Below are 17,363 nucleotides of genomic sequence, written 5' to 3'. Positions count from 1 at the left end.
TCAAAAGCCATGTTGGAAAAGCGCAGTCATGTCACACCTGTAGATCCCGTTTGGGATCGCATCACGACCGAGGCTCAGGCCGCGGTCGAGAATGAACCACTGATGGGTGGATTGGTGCACGCCTGTATTCTGCATCATCGCAGCCTGACCAGAGCATTGTCCTATCGCGTTTCCGCAAAACTATGTTCGAACGAAATGTCGATGATGGTTCTGCGCGAGATCGTGGACGAAGCTTATGCTGACGATCCCCATTTGATTGAGGCCGCCCGCGCAGATCTGATGGCGGTCTACGAGAGGGACCCGGCCTGCCACCGTCTTCTGCAACCGATTCTGTATTTCAAGGGTTATCAAGCGATGCAGGCCTACCGCGTCGCCCATTGGCTATGGCTCAAAGGGCGATATGATCTGGCCTATTTCTTCCAGATGCGGTCCTCCGAAATCTTCGGTATCGACATTCACCCGGCTGCCAAAATCGGCAAGGGGATCATGATCGACCATGCTCATTCCATTGTGATCGGTGAAACGGCCATCGTTGGCGACAATGTTTCGATGTTGCATTCGGTCACGCTGGGCGGGACCGGAAAAGAAGAGGAGCAACGTCACCCCAAGATTGGTGATGGCGTTTTGATCGGCGCCGGCGCCAAAGTCTTGGGCAATATCGAAGTGGGCCATTGTAGCCGGATTGCCGCCGGTTCGGTGGTGCTGCAAGAGGTGCCACCTTGCAAAACCGTTGCCGGTATTCCGGCCAAGATTGTCGGTGAAGCAGGATGTGACCAGCCCTCGATCTCGATGGATCATATGCTGGGCAAAGATCACTAGATCTGAAGGTTCTTAAAGAAAAAGGCCGCCCAGAAGAGGGCGGCCATTTTTTAGTCAGATATCAGGCCAGCATGACCATCGGGTTTTCCAGATTGTCGACGATCGCCTGCAGCAGCTGCGCACCGAGGGCACCGTCGATGACCCGGTGATCGACCGACATCGTAACCGACATGACCGTTGCAACCGTCAGTTCGCCATCGTCACCAACAACAGGTTTCTTTGCGCCAGTGCCGACGGCCAGAATGCCCGCATGCGGTGGGTTCACGATAGCGTCGAAATTGTCGATGCCGAACATGCCCAGGTTCGAGACCGCAAATGTGCCGCCCTGATACTCATGCGGGGCCAGCTTGCGTTCGCGGGCACGGGCAGCCAGGTCCTTCATCTCGGTTGAAAGCGCTGATAGCGACTTGGTGTCGGCGTCTTGCAGGACCGGCGTGAACAGGCCACCTTCGATCGCGACGGCAACGGCCACGTCCGAGGGTTTCAGCTGCAGAACCCGATCTCCCGCCCAGACGGCGTTGCATTCGGGCACCTGTTGCAGCGCATTGGCCAGGGCCTTGATGATGAAGTCATTGACGCTGAGTTTGACGCCACGGGCCTCAAGTTGCTTATTCAACTGACCGCGGAATTTCAGCAGTGCATCCAGCTTGATATCCCGGCGTAGATAGAAATGCGGGATGGTTTGTTTGGCCTCTGTCAAGCGCGCGGCGATGGTTTTGCGCATCCCGTCCAGCTTAACCTCTTCATAATCGCGGGATTCGTACATCCGCATGACCATATCCGTCGAGGGGCCGGTTGGCGCGGCTGTGGAGGCTGGTGCTGATGCGGCCTGTACAGGGGCAGCCGCCACAGCAGGGGCTGCGGTTGCGCTTTCGACATCCGCCTTGACGATACGCCCATGTGGGCCGGATCCACTGATTTGCGCTAGGTCGAGACCTTTTTGCGCAGCGATGCGACGAGCCAGGGGCGAGGCGAAGATACGACCGCCATCTGCCTTGACCGGCGCTGCCGGGGCGGGGACGGGCGCTTCGGACGCCGCTGGAGCGGAGGCCTCGTTGCCCGTGGCGGCTGGCGCCGCCGCCGGAGCCGCTGCAGGCGTTGCACTGATATCATCAGCGCTTTCGCCTTCTTCCAGCAAAACCGCGATGGCGGTGTTGACTTTGACCCCTTCGGTTCCTTCAGGGATCAGGATTTTGCCGATTGTGCCTTCGTCAACGGCCTCGAACTCCATCGTGGCCTTGTCGGTTTCGATTTCGGCGAGCAGATCTCCAGAGGAGACGGTGTCGCCCTCTTTGACTAGCCATTTGGCAAGCGTGCCTTCCTCCATGGTCGGCGACAGGGCGGGCATCAGAATTTCGGTGGGCATCTGTCTGTTGCTCCCTTACCGGTAGGTCACTTGTTTGACGGCTGCGATCACCTCGTCGGTGGTCACCAGCGCCAGTTTTTCGAGGTTCGCTGCGTAGGGCATCGGAACATCCTTGCCGGTGCAGTTGATGACAGGCGCGTCGAGGTAATCAAACGCTTCCTGCATCACCACCGATGAAATGTAGCTGCCGACCGATCCTTGTGGCCAGCCTTCTTCGACGGTCACAAGCCGGTTGGTCTTCATCACCGAATTGATGATTGCACCAGTGTCCATCGGGCGGATGGTACGCAAGTCGATCACTTCGGCACTGATACCGTCCTCGGCGAGCTTGTCTGCAGCTTCCAGTGCGAACTGCATGCCAATGCCAAAGCTGACGATGGTCACGTCTGTGCCCTCGCGCCAGATGCGGGCCTTGCCCAACGGAATGCTCAGGTCATCCACCTGCGGTACTTCGAATGAGCGGCCATAGAGGATTTCGTTTTCCAGGAAGATCACCGGGTTCGGGTCACGGATCGCGGATTTCAGCAAGCCTTTGGCGTCGGCCGCTGAATAGGGCATGACGACCTTGAGGCCGGGGATCTGCATATACCAGGCCGCATAGTCCTGACTGTGCTGCGCGGCCACGCGGGCGGCGGCACCGTTCGGACCCCGGAACACGATGGGACAGCCCATCTGACCGCCGGACATATAGAGCGTCTTCGCGGCCGAGTTGATGATCTGGTCAATCGCCTGCATGGCGAAGTTGAAGGTCATGAACTCGACAATCGGCTTCAACCCGCCAAAGGCCGAACCAACTGCGATCCCGGCAAAACCATGTTCGGTGATCGGGGTGTCGATTACGCGCTTGGCGCCAAACTCATCCAGCAAACCTTGCGAGATTTTATAAGCGCCCTGATACTCCGCGACTTCTTCACCCATGAGGTAGACGTCACCGTCATTGCGCATTTCTTCGGCCATGGCGTCGCGCAGGGCTTCACGCACGGTTTCGGACTTCATCTCGGCATCAGCTGGCCAATCTGGGGACAGATCTACCTTAGGTGCGGCTGGGGCAGAGACAGGAGCAGGGGCCTCAACCGCAGCAGGGGCGGCTTCGGTCGTCGCTGCGGCGGCGGGTGCAGCCGCAGGCAGGGCGGAGGCGTCTTCGCCTTCTTCGACGAGGATGGCGATAGGGGTATTTACTTTGACCCCTTCGGTGCCTTCAGCGATCAGGATCTTGCCCATGATCCCTTCATCAACGGCTTCAAACTCCATCGTGGCCTTATCTGTTTCGATTTCGGCCATGATATCGCCGCTTGATACGGTGTCGCCTTCCTTGACCAGCCATTTGGCCAGCGTGCCCTCTTCCATCGTGGGGGAAAGGGCGGGCATGAGAATTTCGGTTGCCATGTCTTAATCGTCCTCTCAGGCGTAGATATCTGTCCAAAGCTCGTCCAGCGACGGCTCGGGGCTTTCTTTCGAGAATTCAGCGGCTTGATTGACGATCTCTTTGATCTCTTTGTCGATCGCCTTCAGGTCATCCTCGGTCGCGTGTTTGCCGGAAAGCAGCAGCTCGCGGACATGTTCGATCGGGTCGCTTTGTTCGCGCACCTTCTGAACCTCTTCGCGGGTGCGGTACTTGGCCGGGTCGGACATCGAGTGTCCGCGATAGCGATAGGTTTTGATTTCCAGAATGTACGGACCTTTGCCCGCTCGGCAATGGGCGACGGCCTTTTCGCTGGCCTCTTTGACCGCTAGCACATCCATGCCGTTGACGATCTCGCCAGGGATGCCGAACGCCTCGCCCCGGTGATAGATGTCCTTGGTTGAGGTCGAGCGCGCCTGGGACGTCCCCATGGCGTATTGGTTGTTCTCGATCACAAAGATCACCGGCAGTTCCCAGATCGCGGCCATGTTGAAGGTCTCATAGACCTGCCCCTGGTTTGCGGCGCCGTCCCCAAAATAGGTGAAGGTGACGCGGCCGTTTTCCTGATACTTGTCGGCAAAGGCCAAACCGGCACCCAGAGGAACCTGCGCCCCGACGATGCCGTGACCGCCATAGAAATGCTTCTCTTTCGAGAACATATGCATCGAACCGCCTTTGCCCTTGGACAATCCGCCCTCGCGCCCGGTCAGTTCTGCCATTACGCCGCCCGGATCCATGCCGCAGGCCAGCATGTGCCCATGATCGCGATAAGAGGTGATCCGCTTGTCACCTTCTTCGGCGGCTGCTTCCAGTCCCACAACAACTGCCTCTTGACCGATATACAGGTGGCAGAAACCACCGATCAGACCCATGCCGTATAGCTGGCCAGCCTTTTCTTCGAATCGGCGGATCAGCAACATTTCACGGTAATAGGTCTTGAGTTCTTCCGCAGAAACGTTTGGTTTCTTTGTGGTTTTTCGCGCAGCCATTGTGGCGATCTCCCCCTCTCGGCAAGATAGTTTAGCGTTAAACTATCTAATAGAACATTTGAGGCTTTCTGGCGAGTGGAAATATTGCGCTGTTGTTTGACACGCGGAAAACCGTTCAGGTAGGGACGTACGCGTTACCACAGCAGGGATTTCCGACGAAGAATTTTGGTCCCGCTCAGCGGATGACAATCTCATCCGAGCGGATCATACCAAGGATCGAGCGCGCCTGCTGATCCAGTAAATCGAGGTCAAGATAGGTGTCTGAAAGCCTGCGGGTCAGATTTTCCATTTCGGCGATTTCGGTGCTCAACGCTGCAAGGTCGCGCGACAGAGCATCCCGTTCCGCTGCAATCTCGACCCGTCGAAACAGGCCATAGTCACCCTGGACGGCAGCAAAGGTGAAATACACACCCAGCATGAAAGCCACCGAGAAAAAAGCAACTGAGCCCAAACCGGGCCGATGGGAACGGGACACTCTGTTTACCGCCGTATGAAGTCTGCCTCAATGTCGTGCCATTATGCTTGGCATCTGACTGCACTATGTCACAGGTGATTCGGCTTGTGAATCCCCCGATTCGCAAAATTACCCGTGCAGCTGAATTTATTGTTCCAGCGCGGCGACGCCGGGCAGGGTTTTTCCTTCCATCCATTCCAGGAATGCGCCGCCTGCTGTCGAGATATAGGTGAAATCCCGCGCCGCGCCGGACGCGTTCAGGGCGGCTACGGTATCACCACCGCCTGCGACCGAGACCAACTGGCCCGAACGGCTGAGCGCGGCAGCTTTCAGTGCGGCCGCATTCGTTGCGGCATCGAACGGTTCCAGTTCAAAGGCGCCCAAAGGGCCGTTCCAGATCAGGGTTCGGCTTTGGCTGATGACTTCAGTGATAGCGGCGACACTCTCGGGGCCTGCATCCAGGATCATGCCGTCTTCGGGGCATTGGTCTGCGGGCAAAACCTGATGCGGCGCATTGGCCTGGAAGGTTTTTGCAACAACCACGTCACACGGCAGAACGATCTGGCAACCGGAGTTTTCCGCCTTGGCAAGAATCTCTGCGGCAGTGTCTTTCATCGCGGTTTCCGCCAGCGATTTGCCGACACTGATACCTTGTGCCACTAGGAAGGTGTTGGCCATGCCACCGCCGATGATCAGGTGATCCACCTTGTCGATCAGGTTGCCCAGCAGCTCCAGCTTGGTCGATACCTTGGCCCCGCCGACCACCGCTGTCACCGGACGCTCGGGCGCGCCAAGGGCGCTTTCAAGTGCCTGCAGCTCGGCCTGCATCAGCCGACCAGCGCAGGCAGGCAGCAGGCGAGCGATGGCTTCGGTTGAGCTGTGGGCGCGGTGCGCAGCGGAAAAGGCGTCGTTGCAGTAGACCTCGCCCAGTTTGGCCATGCCGGCGGCCAGATCAGGATCATTCTTGGTTTCAGCAGCATGAAAACGGGTGTTTTCCAACAGCAATACTTGCCCGGCTTGCAGGGTGTCTGCGACAAGCTCGGCCTCGGTTCCGACGCAATCGGCTGCGAACAGAACCTGCGCACCAAAGGCGCTTTCCATTGTGGGGATAAGTTGTTTCAGCGACAGGCTTTCGCGCCGCTCTCCGCCCGGGCGTCCGAAATGGGCCAAAAGGATAGGCTTGCCACCTGCAGCGAGAATATCGCTTACTGTGGGTACGATGCGCTGAATCCGGGTAGCGTCGGTCACGACCCTATCCACCACGGGCACATTGATATCCACGCGCACCAGCACGCGCTTACCGTTCAGGTCCATATCGTCCAGTGTTTTCCAGCCCATCGCGCGATCCTCGTGTTTGGCAACCGATCTAGGCGGTTCTTTTCCTGCATTTTGCCCTCAGGTCAATGCGTCACTTGGCTTTCGCGTGCGTGGCGCATAGGTATTTGCGCAAGATAAACGACAGGAGGGCCACATGGCCGAGATCAAGGATCCCGAAAACACAATCATCATCGAGCTGAAGGGCGGCAATGTCGTCATCGAGCTGCTGCCAGATGTGGCCCCGCAGCATAGCGCTCGGATGAAGGAACTGGCGCGCAGCGGTGAATATGACAACGTGGCATTTCACCGTGTGATCGACGGTTTCATGGCGCAAACCGGTGACGTGCAGCACGGCGATATGGAAGACGGATTCAACCTGCGCAGTGCAGGCACAGGCGGGTCATCGCTGCCGAATGTTCCGGCAGAGTTTTCGAAACTGCCGCATGATCGCGGCACGTTAGGCGCGGCTCGGTCGCAGAATCCGGACTCGGCCAATTCGCAGTTTTTCATCAACTTTAGCGACAACCATTTCCTGAACGGCCAATACACGGTCTATGGCCGTGTTATCGACGGGATGGAGCATGTGGACGCCATCGTTCGGGGCGAGCCGCCCGCAAGCCCGGATCGTATGATCAGCGTCAAGGTGGCTGCCGATGTATAAGCTGGCCGCCGCATTTGTCCTGCTGGCCGGTCCTGCACTGGCCACGGGCCTTGAGATCGAGATTGAGGGTGAAGGGGCCAATGGCACCGTAACCGTTGATCTGTTTGACGATATTGCCCCCAAGCATGTTGAACAAATTAGCGCCCTTGCCGCTGCTGGTCAGTATGATGGCGTGGTGTTTCACCGCGTGATCGACGGCTTCATGGCTCAGACCGGTGACGTTGAACACGGTCGGGTCGGCGGCGATATGCGTCGTGCCGGTACTGGTGGTTCGGATCGGCCGGATCTGCCAGCAGAGTTCTCGGACTATAACTTTGATCGTGGTGTTATTGGCATGGCCCGGGCGCAGGATCCCGACAGTGCCAACTCGCAATTCTTCATAATGTTTGAACCTGGGCCGTTCCTGAACGGTCAGTATACGGTTGTCGGTCAGGTCACTGACGGTATGGACGTTGTTGATGCGATCAAGCGGGGCGAAGGCCCGAACGGAGCCGTAATCGGCCAGCCGGATGCGATGAAAAAGGTCACCGTGACCGAATAGATAAAAGGACCCCGGTGCCTGGTCAGGTGCCGGGGTCTTTTTGTAAGCGTGCGCTTGGATCAGTCGTCAGATATGGCCTTCCAGATCAGCGCACCAATCGCGCCGCCTATCAGCGGGGCAACCCAGAACAACCATAGCTGAGTCAACGCCGGCCCATCGGCAAACAGGGCAACACCGGTTGACCGTGCCGGGTTGACAGATGTGTTGGTCACCGGGATCGAGATCAGGTGGATCAGCGTCAGCGCCAGACCGATGGCAATCGGCGCGAACCCTGCCGGAGCACCGCTTGAGGTCGCGCCCAGAATGATCAGGATGAAAAATGCCGTCAGTACGATCTCGATCACCAAGGCGGACATCATCGAATAGCCCATGGGTGAAGCCTCGCCATAGCCATTGGACGCAAAGCCTCCAACCCCGGCGAAATCTGGTGCGCCGCTGACGATCAGATACAGAACAGCCGCTGCTGCAATGGCTCCGATGACCTGAGCAATCCAATAGGGCAGCAGATCCTTAGCCGGGAACCGTCCGCCGATCATTAAACCCAGACTGACTGCCGGATTGAAATGCCCGCCTGAAATGTGGCCAACGGCAAATGCCATAGTCAGCACTGTTAGGCCAAAGGCGAAAGATACGCCCAACCAGCCGATACCGACATCCGCGACGCCAGCCGCTAAAACAGCGCTACCGCAACCGCCAAGCACCAACCAGAATGTACCGAAAAATTCAGCCATGAGTTTTGTTGACATGAAAAGTCCTCCGAAAACCAATGGGCTGTAGTGTAATCCAAAACGCAGAAATATCGAAGCTACTCATCACACATAGAAATTCGGCGGAGAATGAAGGGGTATTTGGGCGCGCTTGCCACGTCAAAAGTGGGCAGATAGACCTATGGGTGTGGCATGGAAATATGGGTTCAGTCTACGATGACGTCAAAGACGAATAAGCCGGTTAAGGCCAAGTTATTGCCGGATGATCCGTTCTTCCCGCTTATTCAGGATGCTTATCGCGTTTTTAAACGTCCAAAGCCAAGCAGCATCGAGGTCTGCGAAGGGTGCTGCATGGAACCGGATATCGAGGCTGATTTCTTTCACCCGCCCATTCAGGAACTGCCGTTGCACTATCTTCAGGACTGGTATTTTGCAGCGAGTGATCCGGGAGGGATTGCCAAGAATACCTGGGCCTATCTTTTGCCGCGTGTGCTAGAGGTCTTGGCCTGTGGCGAAGAGGTAAGCTCTGTCGGGATCGAAGTCAGCCTGAGCCGGTATCCGACGGGACAGGCCCGGAACTGGTCGTCGGAGGAGTGGCGTGTCCTGGACGATTTCCAGAAACGCTTTCTTCTGAAGGCGATCGAAGGGGGCTCAGAAGAATGTCTGGACGATACGCTCTGCATGTTTCGCCTCGGGGGTTGGCCAATGGATAGCCTTTTGGCGCAAGTAGCCGCAGTTAAAACGGCGACTTTGGCAGAACGGTTCTGGCAGGACTGGTGTTACGGGTATGCGCCCTCGGTTTGGATCACGGCCTTCTGGGAAAGCCTCGACGGCACGGCTGCATTCGATTTTTACACGTCTGAAGTCATGTATCGAAGAATGCAGCAGCTTGCCTTTGATGATGGCACGCCACCAGAATTGTCCGAAAAGGCGCTGATGGTCGCAGAAGTGATCGAGGCCAATGCGACCTGGAACCAACCTGATCAGTGAAAGCACTTCGGTCAGAATTGCAAAAGAAAACGCCGCAGGCTGTCCCGCGGCGTTTGTTTCCTGTCAGTCTGTCAGGATTACTGTTTGACGTCAGCAGCCGGGTTAGCGCCCGGTTTTCCGCTGCGGCCAGGGTTCAGAGGATCGTCCTGACGCTGAACGGAGCCTTCGAAATGCGCGCCGCTTTCGATGGCGATTGTCTTGTGAATGATGTCGCCTTCGACCCGTGCGGTCGAGGTCAGGCGCACTTTCAGGCCACGCACGCGGCCAACGATACGGCCGTTGATGACAACGTCATCTGCAGTGACTTCGCCCTTGATGGTCGCCGTTTCACCGATGGTCAGCAGATGCGCACGAATGTCACCTTCCACCGTACCTTCGACCTGAATGTCACCCGAGGTTTTCAGGTTGCCGGTGATGTGCAGATCCGAAGACAGGACCGATGCAGGTGGCTTGGGTTTGGGCGCGGTGCTGGCCTTGGTTTCCGTCGGTGCAGGGGTTGCCGGAGTGGCCGGAGCGGCAGGCTTGGCGGCCTCTGGGGCATTGGTTCCGGGCTCGTTGATTTTGCTCTTAGAAAACATTTCTTGCAGCCTTGATGTAAGTCATTGGGTTAACAGGTTTTCCGTTTACGCGGACCTCATAGTGCAGGTGCGTTCCGGTCGACCGTCCGGTGTTACCCATATCAGCAATATGATCCCCGCGCGAGACCCTTTGGCCAACCTTAACCCGTAACTTGGTGTTATGAGCGTAAAGTGTCTCAATTCCGAAGGCGTGCCGGATTTTGACCAGACGCCCGAAACCCGATTGCCAGCCCGCATGGGTGACTACGCCGTCGGCGGTCGCAAAGATATCAGTTCCATGTGCACCGGCGAAATCGGAACCGTTATGCATGCGGCGACCGCCCGTTTTAGGGTCACGGCGCGTGCCGAAGCCACTGGTAAAGCGGACAGCCGCTTTTACCGGGCTGGCAAAAGGGGCCTTTTCTGCTGCGATACGATAGAGGTTCAGCTGGTCCATCTGTTGCAACAGAGTGTTCGCGCGGATCTCGTCGGGGGTCAGGTCCTCACCGCGCGTGCTGAAGGAAATTGGGGTGAGGGGGCCACCCATGCCGCTATAGCCACGCCGTACTTCTTCAATGATACGGTCAGTTGGCATACCTGCCTGTCGGAACATCTTGTCGAGCGGTTCAACCGAGATGATCATTGCTTCTTCTAGCTGACGGAAAATCTCGTCGCTGCGTTCCTGCATCAGCCGGATCTCAAGCTCGAGATCGTCCCGCTGATCCAGTGCGTTCCGGGCGTCGGCTGCGATCTGATCACGCTCTTGCGCGGTGCGGGTCAGAGCAACGGTCATAAATTCCATCTGTTCGGGGCTGGCAGTGTTTGCCAACACGAGCCCATCATCAGAATCTGATTGTTGCAGCGCCGCAAGCTCCTGACGGGCAGATTCCCGTTGTTTCATGGTGGTGCGCAGGGTGGACTGGATAACCTCGATCCCCGTTTCCAATTCACGGCGGCGGTTTTCGGACGCCAGCAGCTCGGATTGCATCGCAGAGATCTGTTCAAGCGCGGCGTTGAACCGGTCCTGAGCCATCAGAGCCTCATGAGCGCGCACGTCACGCTCTGCTGACAGGATATTCAGCCGCTCCTGATATGTCGCCTGATCGCGCTTGGCCTGTTCCCGGAAGTTGCCTGATCCGATGCTGTCCATCAACAGGATTGCCGTAGTGACCGCAGTCCAGCCAACAAACAGGGCAACACCAGCAACTGCAAAGATTTGTGTTTCTGAGCTGAGCCGGATGAACCGTGTGTCATTGTCAGATTTCAGAAAGACCCGGCGTTCCGGGAAGTGCTGCTCAAGCAGCGAATGTAGTTTGATTGCCAGACGTGTTCGCACGCGCCTTACCTCTCGATCCCCAAATTCGGGATCGGTTGTGAGTGGTCTCCGTCCCTTGGGGCAACTGCATAGAGGGGACGTCCGATTTGGGCAAGTTTGTTAACTAGTTCACACAACAAACAGGGTTAATCCCGCCAATTCTCGGCGAGAAATTGCCGATTACATCAACTGGAGGATGTTTCAAAGACCGCTATGACCGTGCATGCCGACCTAGCAGGCAGAGCCGGGCGGCGGCAGGCCTTCGGTCAGCGGCCAATAGAAATCCGGCGGTAATCCGGCTTCGGCCCGCTTTTCTTCGTTGAAGGGCGGTTTAAGAACGCCATGAAAATAGCGCCGGACCAGATCGTGAAAGATACCCTTTGGGTCAGCGTTCTCGCGTCCGCAAAGGAAATGGAACCACTTGGACCCGTAAGCAACATGCCCGACTTCTTCGGCGTAGATCACCTCGAGCGCTGCAATGGCCTGTTCAGCCTTGGCCTTGCGGAAAATGTCAATCATGCCGGGGGTTACATCCAGACCCCGCGCCTCAAGCACCATCGGCACTACGGCCAAACGGCCCATCAAATCTTCGGCTGTATCTTCGGCAGCGCGCCACATACCCGCATGGGCGGGCAGGGCGCCGTAATGACTGCCCATCTGTTCCAGGCAATCGCAGACCATTTCGAAGTGGCGCGATTCCTCTTCGGCGCATTTGACCCAGTCGTCGTAGAAACCGATAGGCATAGGGACATGGCCAAATCGGGCGATTATATCCCAATGCAGATCAACCGCGTTCAGTTCGATATGGGCGACCGCGTGTAGCAGGGCGATGCGTCCAGCCTCGGAGCCGGGGCGGCGCCTTGGGACATCCCGGGGGGACAGCAAATCTGGTTTGTCCGGTCGGGCGGGATTCAACGGCGGTGTTGCGGTGCCCACTTCAATCGCAGGAGCGTCCCCTGATCGCGCCGCAAACCAAGCTGCGGCATGGCGCTTGGACAGGGCGGTCTTTTCGCGCCCGTCTGCTGTGGTCAGAACTTCGGTCGCCATTTGGGTCAGTGTTTTCGACACCGGGATATCTCCGCTTTCAAGATTTGTGCGGGTCATAATCCGGATGACGACCGCGGTGAAGAGGGTTACATCGCGCGCACGGCTTCCAGTACCTCTTCCACATGGCCGGGCACTTTGACCTTTCGCCAGATGCGAGCGATCTTACCGTCGGCGTCAATCAGAAAGGTTGAACGCTCGATCCCCATCGACTTGCGCCCGTACATGTTCTTCTCGACCCACACACCGTAATCCTCGCAAACGGTCGAGCCTTCGTCGGACAAAAGTGGCGTCGTAAGACCGTGTTTGGCGACGAATTTGTCATGCTTAGCCACCGTGTCGCGCGAGATGCCGAAAACCTGGGCGCCGGCATCAGCAAAGGCTTGAAGTTGTTCCGAGAAACCGATGGATTCCTTGGTGCAGCCCGGCGTATCATCACGGGGATAGAAAAACAAAACGACGGCGCTGCCTTGCAGGTCTGACAGCGTAACCTCACCACCGCCGTCGCGGGGCAAAGTGAAACCGGGGGCGATGTCTGTAACGTCGGGCATTGGAAACTCCGCTAAAGGTTTTTAAGTGCTGCCTGACATCATGGTGCGGTGCAAGCAGGTAATAGGGCGTGGGTCGGAAATTGGCGCGGCAAGAAGATACACAAGAAGGCCCGGACGGGAAACCCCGCCGCCGTCGGTCACGCCGCCGCATCGCTGCGTGGGGGATCGTCGGAACCTTCCTGTTGCTTTGCCTGCTGGCCTTTGGCGGCTGGTTCTTTCTGATTGGCAAACAGCTGCACGCACCCGACTGGATGCGGGCCCAGGCCGAAAAACGGCTGGATCAAAGCCTTGGGGGGATCAAGATCCGCTTTGGCGATGCTAGCTTTATCGTCAACGAAAACTGGTTGCCACGTTTGCGACTGACGGATGTGACCATAAGCGACGCGGCGGGACAACAGATCGCGCAAGTGGCGGATATGCGCACACGGTTGTCGATGCGGTGGCTGCTACGGGGGAAAATCCGGCCGCGCACGATTACCCTGCGCGATGCCCAAATCGCATTGACCCGCGGATTGGACGGGGCGCTTTCGTTGACAGTCGGTTCTGGCAGTGCACCGGTTCAGCGGGCGCGGACATTGATCGAGTTGATCGAGGAATCTGACGATGTCTTTTTGTCACCGCTGCTGTCGGGCCTGCGGTCGGTCGAGCTTGAGTCGTTGACGCTGGACTATCAGGATTTGCGCCTGTCGCGCGCCTGGGTTTTCGACGGCGGACATATTTCGATCATCCGTACCGGTGACGAAATGCGCATGTCCACCGGGTTCTCTGTTCTGACAGGGCGCGATTATGCCAGTTCGATTGAGGTAAATTATACCAGCGTACTTGGAACGCCCCAGGCAAGCTTTGGCTTTGCCATAACCGACCTGCCTGCCGAGGATATTGCAAGTCAAAGCCTTGCCTTGTCATGGTTACAGGTCCTTGACGCTCCGATCTCGGGCGCGGTGCGCGGCAGTGTTGATGGCAACGCGGCGCTGGGGCCGTTATTTGCGACCCTGAACCTTGCGGCAGGCGCGGTGCAAGCCAACCAAGAGACAAAACCGATCCCGTTTGAATCCGCCAGGGCTTATTTCAGCTATGACCCAAGGCGGCAGGAGCTGGATTTCGACGAGGTTTCTGTAGTCTCCGCCTGGGGGTCCGTTCAGGCCGAGGGAAGGGCCTTTTTGAGAGGTATCGAGAATGGACTGCTGGAAAGCCTGACCTCTCAACTCCGCCTCAGCAGCATCGACATCAACCCGGCTGGGCTGTTTCCGGAACCCCTCAAGTTGGCGCGTGCCGACCTTGATCTGAAGATGAAGCTGGCCCCGTTCGAGTTGCGCCTCGGACAGATGACGGTTGAAGACGAAAACCTAACGCTGCGTGCTAGGGGTAATCTGAATGGTGAAGCCGAAGGTTGGTCGGGGTACCTCGAGGCTCATCTGGACGAGTTGGAGTCAGGCCAGTTGCTGAGATACTGGCCCCAATTACTTGCCGAAAAGCCGCGTAAATGGGTGTCCGACAATTTATATGAAGGCCGGCTCTCGGATGTCGATTTTGCATTGCGGTTGAAGCCGGACACCAAGCCGGACATTTACTTGGACTTCGGGTTCGACGACGCCAAAGTCCGCTTTGCCAAAACTTTACCTCCGGTCCAGGACGCTCAGGGGCAGGCCAGCCTGATCAACCAACGGTTTACCGTGACAGCCGAGAAAGCGGTTGTCATTGCCGATCAGGGCGGCCCGATAGACGGGTCAGGAACATCCTTCATTATTCCGGATACGTCGATCAAAAAGCTTTCGCCGGCGATTGTGCGCGTCAAGGCCAAGGGCTCGGCAACGGCCGCCTTGTCTTTGATGGATCGTCCCCCTCTGCAGCTGATGACAAAGGCAAATTTGCCCGTGGATGTGGCCTCTGGCGATGTGGAACTGTCAGGCACCTTATCTCTGCCGATGAAGAAGGGGCTGCAGTTCGATGAAACCCAGTTTCACTTTACTGGTAAGATCGGTGATGTGCACAGTGATCGCTTGGTCAAAGGTTTTGTCGTCAGCGCGCCTCAGTTGACTATCTCAGGTGACCAATCCGCTGTCGAAGTCGGCGGCGACGGATATTTCGGCGACGTGCCCCTGCAGGCAACCTGGCGCCAGCCTATTGGGGGTCGAGAACCGAAACCCAGTGAACTGAAAGGGCAGATCGAGATTTCGCCCCGGTTGGTGACCGAGCTGCGTGCCGGGTTACCAAAGGGTATGCTGACTGGAAAAGGCGTTGCCGAAATAACCTTGGGCATCGGTGCTGGCCGCCCCCCGAAACTGACGGCGACATCGGATCTGGAAGGCGTTGTGCTATCCATCCCCGAGCTCGGCTGGCGCAAAGGCGCTGGTACCAAGGGGTCGATGGATGTCGAGGCAACGCTGGGCGATCAGATGCGCGTGGATACACTTCGGCTGGATGCGGCGGGGTTGAGAAGCCTGGCCTCCATTAATTTCAAAAATGGTGCTTTCGATCGTGTTGAGTTCAGCTCATTCGAACTGGGGAACTGGCTTGCGGTTCCGGCGGAGCTGATATCACGGGGGTCAGCCTTGCCCGACATCAGGGTTTTAGGGGGCGTGATGAATCTGGGGGGCGCGACCTTTGGATCCTCCGAAGGTGGTGGCGGTGGTTCCGGGCAGGGGCCCGAGCTGGATGTAGTGTTGGATCGCCTCCAGATTACAGAGACGATCGCCCTGACCGGGTTCAAGGGAAAATTTGCGACAACTGGCGGTGTCAGCGGCGCGTTCACGGCGAATGTAAACGGCGGTGCTGCTGTGCGCGGACAGGTGACCCCGCGCGGAGGGCGCAGTGCCGTCAATCTGACCTCTGGTGATGCAGGCGACGTTCTGAGATCGGCCAAAATGATAACCCAGGCGCGCGGAGGCAAACTGGACCTGCAACTGGAACCGGTCGGCGGGGCCGGGAACTTCGATGTCATCATGAAGATCGTGAACACCCGAATTCATGACGCCCCGGCCATGGCTGCCTTGCTGAACGCAATCAGCCTCGTTGGGCTTGTGGATGAAATGGCTGGGCAAGGCATCTTTTTCTCGAGCATCGAAAGCCGAATGCGGATTACGCCGACCGAGATCAAGGTTCTCAGCGGCAGCGCCGTCGGTCCCTCGATGGGATTGTCCTTCGACGGGACAATCGACACGGTTAGCGAAATGCTGAACTTGCGTGGCGCGATTTCCCCAATCTATCTGGTGAATGCGATTGGAAGTGTCTTCACCAAAAAAGGTGAAGGTGTGATCGCGTTCAATTATACTCTGACCGGCCCTTTGAAATCACCCTCTGTCTCGGTCAACCCTCTGTCAGGGCTTGCGCCATTGTTCTTGCGCAACCTTCTAAGGGAGCCCGCGCCGAAGGTTCAGGATGGGCCAAATGCACAGAAAGCCAAGCCGGATGAGCCCAAGCGCACCTTTGGATCGCCGCCAAAAGACAACTGAACAGGGATATAGCCGAATCTGATACGACCCTGTAAGGCGCGCCCATGAAACTCAGCGATTTCGATTTCCACCTGCCCGAAAATTTGATTGCCACCCGGCCTGCCAACCCGCGGTCTTCGGCGCGTTTGCTTGTGGCCGAGGGCGATGCAATCTCGGATGCGCACGTCTTTGACCTGCCAGACTGGCTGCGACCCGGTGACCGGCTGGTGTTGAATGATACGCGGGTCATCCCGGCACGCCTCACCGGGCGGCGTCATCGCGACAGTGCGCAAGGGCCGGTGTCTGCGTCGATCGAAGCGACGTTGCTTGATCCGCAGGCAGACGGCACCTGGGCGGCGTTGATTAAGCCTCTCAAGAAGGTCAAGACAGGTGAGGTGATCCGGTTTTCGGATCAACTGAGCGCTGAGTTGGATAGGGTGGCGGACGGGCAGGCCTTTCTGCGGTTTAACCTTACGGGGCAGGATTTCGATGCTGCGCTGGAACAGGCCGGCACCATGCCGCTGCCGCCCTATATTGCCGCCAAGCGCCCTGCCGATGCGCAGGACAAGACGGATTACCAGACGATCTGGGCGCGCAACTCCGGGGCAGTGGCCGCGCCCACCGCGTCGCTGCATTTTGACGAAGCGCTGATGCAAGCGCTTACCGCGCGCGGCGTTTCTGTTTCCTACGTTACGCTTCATGTCGGTGCCGGAACGTTTCTGCCAGTCAAGGTCGAGGATGTGACGACCCATAAAATGCATGCAGAATGGGGCAGGGTCAGTGCAGAAGCCGTCAGTGAAATTCGTGAAACCAAAGCCATAGGTGGCCGTGTCATTCCGGTGGGCACAACCGCGCTGCGATTGATCGAAAGCGCCGCCCGCAGTGGGCAGATCGTACCTTGGGAAGGCGATACCGACATCTTCATCTATCCGGGCTTTCAGTTTTACGTCACGGATGCGCTGATCACCAATTTCCATCTGCCGAAATCCACGCTGCTGATGTTGGTTTCAGCTTTGATGGGGCAGGATCGGATGCAAGAGGTTTATGAGCACGCGATTGCGCAGAACTATCGGTTCTTTTCATATGGGGATGGGTCGCTTTTGATCCCTTGAGCGGCGTGTTGTCGGGATCGTTGCGTTTCGATGTCGTAGACAAGCTGGTTCAAAGCCGTTTTTGATATAAAAACGAATCTCTAGTTCAGGTTAGCAATCTCGGAGGC

The 17,363-nt window shown here is 57.5% G+C and carries 16 protein-coding genes; 6 read left to right on the top strand and 10 right to left on the bottom strand.

Going from position 1 to position 17,363, the window contains the following annotated elements:
• The first annotated feature begins 9 nt into the window (after positions 1-9).
• Positions 10-819: a serine O-acetyltransferase gene (gene cysE, locus AC2FH6_RS04020; RefSeq protein ID WP_496676121.1), complete on the top strand. Its 810-nt coding sequence runs from the start codon at positions 10-12 to the stop codon at positions 817-819.
• A 61-nt stretch (positions 820-880) separates the two neighbouring features.
• Here cysE and AC2FH6_RS04015 read toward each other — a convergent pair whose 3' ends face one another.
• The 5 genes from AC2FH6_RS04015 to AC2FH6_RS03995 form a co-directional block, all read right to left on the bottom strand.
• Positions 881-2,185: a pyruvate dehydrogenase complex dihydrolipoamide acetyltransferase gene (locus AC2FH6_RS04015; RefSeq protein WP_496691067.1), complete on the bottom strand. Its 1,305-nt coding sequence runs from the start codon at positions 2,183-2,185 to the stop codon at positions 881-883.
• A gap of 15 nt (positions 2,186-2,200) precedes the next feature.
• Positions 2,201-3,571, bottom strand: a complete 1,371-nt coding sequence (locus tag AC2FH6_RS04010) for a pyruvate dehydrogenase complex E1 component subunit beta (RefSeq protein WP_496688402.1) — start codon at positions 3,569-3,571, stop codon at positions 2,201-2,203.
• Positions 3,572-3,586: 15 nt separating this feature from the next.
• Positions 3,587-4,576, bottom strand: a complete 990-nt coding sequence (gene pdhA / locus AC2FH6_RS04005) for a pyruvate dehydrogenase (acetyl-transferring) E1 component subunit alpha (RefSeq protein WP_142633213.1) — start codon at positions 4,574-4,576, stop codon at positions 3,587-3,589.
• Between the two features lie 175 nt (positions 4,577-4,751).
• Entirely contained in the window at positions 4,752-5,051 is a 300-nt protein-coding gene (locus AC2FH6_RS04000) for an FtsB family cell division protein (protein WP_185956602.1), read from the bottom strand.
• 126 nt (positions 5,052-5,177) lie between these two features.
• Positions 5,178-6,368, bottom strand: coding sequence for a phosphoglycerate kinase (locus AC2FH6_RS03995; protein WP_496701290.1), 1,191 nt, complete (start codon positions 6,366-6,368; stop codon positions 5,178-5,180).
• Between the two features lie 133 nt (positions 6,369-6,501).
• On the opposite strand from AC2FH6_RS03995, the gene AC2FH6_RS03990 reads away from it, so the two are divergent.
• Both AC2FH6_RS03990 and AC2FH6_RS03985 read left to right on the top strand, forming a co-directional pair.
• The gene (locus AC2FH6_RS03990; protein WP_271947577.1) at positions 6,502-7,008 is read left to right on the top strand and encodes a peptidylprolyl isomerase; all 507 of its coding nucleotides are present in this window, start codon (positions 6,502-6,504) and stop codon (positions 7,006-7,008) included.
• Complete coding sequence (locus AC2FH6_RS03985) at positions 7,001-7,549, top strand: peptidylprolyl isomerase (RefSeq protein WP_142633219.1); 549 nt, start codon at positions 7,001-7,003, stop codon at positions 7,547-7,549. Before AC2FH6_RS03990 ends, AC2FH6_RS03985 begins: the two co-directional genes overlap by 8 nt.
• 59 nt (positions 7,550-7,608) lie before the next feature.
• Here AC2FH6_RS03985 and aqpZ read toward each other — a convergent pair whose 3' ends face one another.
• A complete protein-coding gene (gene aqpZ, locus AC2FH6_RS03980) occupies positions 7,609-8,295 on the bottom strand; it encodes an aquaporin Z (protein WP_496701288.1) in 687 nt (228 codons plus the stop codon).
• 153 nt (positions 8,296-8,448) lie between these two features.
• Here aqpZ and AC2FH6_RS03975 point away from each other — a divergent pair, with 153 nt between their 5' ends.
• The gene (locus tag AC2FH6_RS03975; protein WP_496701286.1) at positions 8,449-9,246 is read left to right on the top strand and encodes a hypothetical protein; all 798 of its coding nucleotides are present in this window, start codon (positions 8,449-8,451) and stop codon (positions 9,244-9,246) included.
• 77 nt (positions 9,247-9,323) lie between these two features.
• Here the strand turns inward: AC2FH6_RS03975 and AC2FH6_RS03970 are convergent, their stop codons facing one another.
• The 4 genes from AC2FH6_RS03970 to AC2FH6_RS03955 all read right to left on the bottom strand — a co-directional run bounded on the left by AC2FH6_RS03970 (position 9,324) and on the right by AC2FH6_RS03955 (position 12,713).
• Positions 9,324-9,824, bottom strand: a complete 501-nt coding sequence (locus AC2FH6_RS03970) for a bactofilin family protein (protein WP_271947570.1) — start codon at positions 9,822-9,824, stop codon at positions 9,324-9,326.
• The gene (locus AC2FH6_RS03965) at positions 9,814-11,139 is read right to left on the bottom strand and encodes a DUF5930 domain-containing protein (RefSeq protein WP_496695789.1); all 1,326 of its coding nucleotides are present in this window, start codon (positions 11,137-11,139) and stop codon (positions 9,814-9,816) included. The genes AC2FH6_RS03970 and AC2FH6_RS03965 overlap by 11 nt, the downstream gene beginning before the upstream one ends.
• 210 nt (positions 11,140-11,349) lie before the next feature.
• Positions 11,350-12,222 carry a ferritin-like domain-containing protein gene (locus tag AC2FH6_RS03960; protein ID WP_496700521.1) on the bottom strand — a complete coding sequence of 291 codons (873 nt, stop codon included), beginning with the start codon at positions 12,220-12,222 and terminating at the stop codon, positions 11,350-11,352.
• A gap of 29 nt (positions 12,223-12,251) precedes the next feature.
• Positions 12,252-12,713, bottom strand: coding sequence for a peroxiredoxin (locus AC2FH6_RS03955; protein ID WP_142633231.1), 462 nt, complete (start codon positions 12,711-12,713; stop codon positions 12,252-12,254).
• 68 nt (positions 12,714-12,781) lie between these two features.
• On the opposite strand from AC2FH6_RS03955, the gene AC2FH6_RS03950 reads away from it, so the two are divergent.
• Both AC2FH6_RS03950 and queA read left to right on the top strand, forming a co-directional pair.
• A complete protein-coding gene (locus tag AC2FH6_RS03950; RefSeq protein WP_496701283.1) occupies positions 12,782-16,165 on the top strand; it encodes a YhdP family protein in 3,384 nt (1,127 codons plus the stop codon).
• Between the two features lie 44 nt (positions 16,166-16,209).
• Complete coding sequence (gene queA, locus AC2FH6_RS03945) at positions 16,210-17,256, top strand: tRNA preQ1(34) S-adenosylmethionine ribosyltransferase-isomerase QueA (RefSeq protein WP_496701281.1); 1,047 nt, start codon at positions 16,210-16,212, stop codon at positions 17,254-17,256.
• The last annotated feature ends 107 nt before the right edge of the window (positions 17,257-17,363 follow it).

It is taken from the genome of Ruegeria sp. CDSC045, assembly GCF_059610725.1.
Note: the sequence above shows the minus strand (reverse complement) of the source record. Positions and strands in the feature narration are given on the sequence as shown.